This is a genomic window from Gemmatimonadota bacterium (genome assembly GCA_026706345.1).
In the GTDB taxonomy this organism is placed as follows: domain Bacteria; phylum JAAXHH01; class JAAXHH01; order JAAXHH01; family JAAXHH01; genus JAAXHH01.
Genome location: JAPOYX010000044.1, coordinates 1 through 2,527, shown reverse-complemented (window position 1 = coordinate 2,527; position 2,527 = coordinate 1). Strand labels below are relative to the sequence as shown.

The following is a 2,527-nucleotide window of genomic DNA, read 5'->3' as shown; positions in this document are numbered from 1 at the left end:
TCGCCGCCATCTACTGGGCCAGGATCGAAAAAATTTATTTCGCCAATACCACCGAAGACGCTCGGGATATTGGCTTCGACGACCAGGTCTTTTACCGGGAATTACAACGGCCGTGGGCCGAGCGCAAAATCCCCGCCCAGCAATTGCTGCGCGAGCAGGCGTTAGCAGTCTTTCGGGAGTGGCAGGGCAAGGTGGATCATATTGAGTACTAGAGCGGCCTGCGGACCTCGTTGCGCTCCTGCCATCGGCAACGTTACCGAGACAAATTGCGAGTGGAGAGACACAACCCCTTGGAGATGCGCCGAACCGCTTGAAACGAACTCGCAAATTCGCGATGATGCTTTTCCAATGAGGCGGACACCTCGGAACACCACGTTAAAGTTTGTCGGGTCAGCGACATGCCAATCAGATCAACCACACTGTTATTTCCGGTAATCGTCGGCTGTCTCATCTCCGCTTGCTCCCTGACACCAAATCGAATGCCTCCGGTTCTCGAAGCAGCGATGGAGTTACCCGACGAGTTTGCCGAAAGTGAAGTTGCCGGCTCATACGAGCCGCTGGAGTGGTGGAAGGCGTTCGCCGACCCGGTTCTTGACCAGGTTATCGAAGCGGTGCTGGCCTCGAACTTCGACCTCGCCGAGGCGGTTGCCCGGGTCGACCAGGCCAGGGCACGGGAGCGTATCGTCAAAGCCCCGGCGTTTCCGCTGCTTCAGCCTTCTCTTGGTATCACCGACATGGAGACATCTACCAATGCGGGTATTGCCGCGTACCTGGACGAATTGGGGGTGGGTTCCGACGTATACCGCGATTTTGGCTTCGAGATTCCCGACCGGATCGGCCTGACGACCTACGACCTGGGTCTTGACATCTCCTACGAACTTGACTTCTGGGGCCGCAATCGCAACGACGCGCGCGCCGCCGCCGCCGCGCGGCAGGCTTCGGAGTCGGACTACCTGACAGCCCGCATAGGTGTGCTGGCCGAAACCGTGCGCACCTACCTGGAGATCGTCGACCTGCGCCACCAACGGCGGCTGGCCGACGAAGTCGTGGAAATCTTTCAGCAGCGGGCGTCCCTGGCTGAGTCCCGCTATGACCGCGGGCTGACCGATGCACGCGCCCTCTATACGGCGCGGCAGAACCTGAGCGACGCGCAAACCAGGTTGCCGCAAATCGAAGCGCTGCTGGCGGACGCGAAAGGCCGCCTCTGGGTGCTCCTGGGGGGGTACCATGCGGACCTCGCGGGCATGTTGCCCGATTCCCTGACGCCCTCTGCCGCGCTCGACCCGGTTCCGGCAGGCATTCCGGCCGACCTTCTGGCACAACGGCCTGACGTCAACGCGGCAAGGCAGCGGATGGAAGCGGCCCGCTACACCGTTGGCGCACGCCGCGCGGATTTGCTGCCGAGCTTATCCCTGTACGGTTCCATCGGGCTGCAAAGTGCCGAGGCGGGCGAGTGGTTCGACCCGGATCAATGGTTCCGGAACCTGAGCTTCAACCTGCTTGGCCCCGCATTTCAGGGTTCACGGCTGCGCAGCAACGTTGATCTCGCCGAGGCCCGCTGGAATGAAGCGGCCGCCGCCTACGGGCGTTCCGTGGTCAGCGCAGTCAACGAGGTCGAGGCCGCCCTGGCGGGACTGGAGGCCAACCGCCGCCGGTATGCCTTACTGGCTTCGCGGGCGCAAGAGGCTCAGGCCGAAATGGCGTTGCAGGAACAGCGTTATGTCTCTGGAGTGGGTGACTATGAGGATTTCCTGACGGCAACGCACACCCTCCTAGGCGCGCAGTCCGCGCTGGCAACGGCGCAGCGTGACCTGGGGCACGTGCGTCTGGTATTGCACCGCGCGCTGGGGGGCGCGTGGACTGCAAAGAGGGAACGTGTCCTCCAATCACACAAAAAAGCTGGACACGTTTACTCTTTGAACGAAGGGGAAGCCATCCGGCAGAGTAACCTAGCTCCTGACACCAAAGAGGGAACGTGTCCTTCCTCGACCGGCAGATGCGGGATACGTTCCCTCTTTCAACCACGTCTGCTTGCCAGCGTCCTGGAGTAAATCGCCATGTCCCGCATTTTCAGCTTTGTCATCGCCGGCGCCATCCTCGGTGTTTCAGTGGCGTTGGCGGCTTTTCTCATTTCACTGGCACCCGAACCGACCCGCACCGAACTCCCGCCCCAGATCCCGTTCGCGCAGACGGGACTGGTTTCGGCCAGTACCGGTCCCATACCGGTCTACGGGTCCGGGACCGTGAGGCCAAGCGCCGAGGTCGGTATCGCACCGCAGGTGGGGGGGAAAATCGACTGGGTGGATCCGGGATTCCAGAGCGGGGGACGGGTAACGGCGGGCCAGACGATCATCCGCATAGAAGAGACGGATTTTCTGTACCGGGTGCGGGAAGCCGAGGCCAATCTCGCCGCCCGGCGGGTGGCCCTCCTTGAGGAGCAGGAAAAAGCCGAAATCGCCCAGGTCCAATACGAGTTGTATATCGCCGACCAGGGAGATGCAGATGCGACGTCGGCCGCGAATCCCCT

3 protein-coding genes are annotated in these 2,527 nt (G+C 61.9%); all 3 read left to right on the top strand.

Annotated features, from left to right (window positions below; genetic code table 11):
- Window positions 1-212 (top strand): hypothetical protein (locus OXG98_04445; protein ID MCY3771254.1); only part of this gene is annotated, 212 nt, incomplete at its 5' end.
- 186 nt (window positions 213-398) lie between these two features.
- Window positions 399-2,051 carry an efflux transporter outer membrane subunit gene (locus OXG98_04440; protein ID MCY3771253.1) on the top strand — a complete coding sequence of 551 codons (1,653 nt, stop codon included), beginning with the start codon at window positions 399-401 and terminating at the stop codon, window positions 2,049-2,051.
- Between the two features lie 6 nt (window positions 2,052-2,057).
- A partial coding sequence (locus tag OXG98_04435; protein MCY3771252.1) for a hypothetical protein occupies window positions 2,058-2,527 on the top strand: 470 nt, incomplete at its 3' end.

Coding starts and splice junctions, on each gene's coding strand:
- OXG98_04440 (MCY3771253.1), top strand. CDS start 399: ATGCCAATCAGATCAACCACACTGTTATTTCCGGTAATCGTCGGCTGT.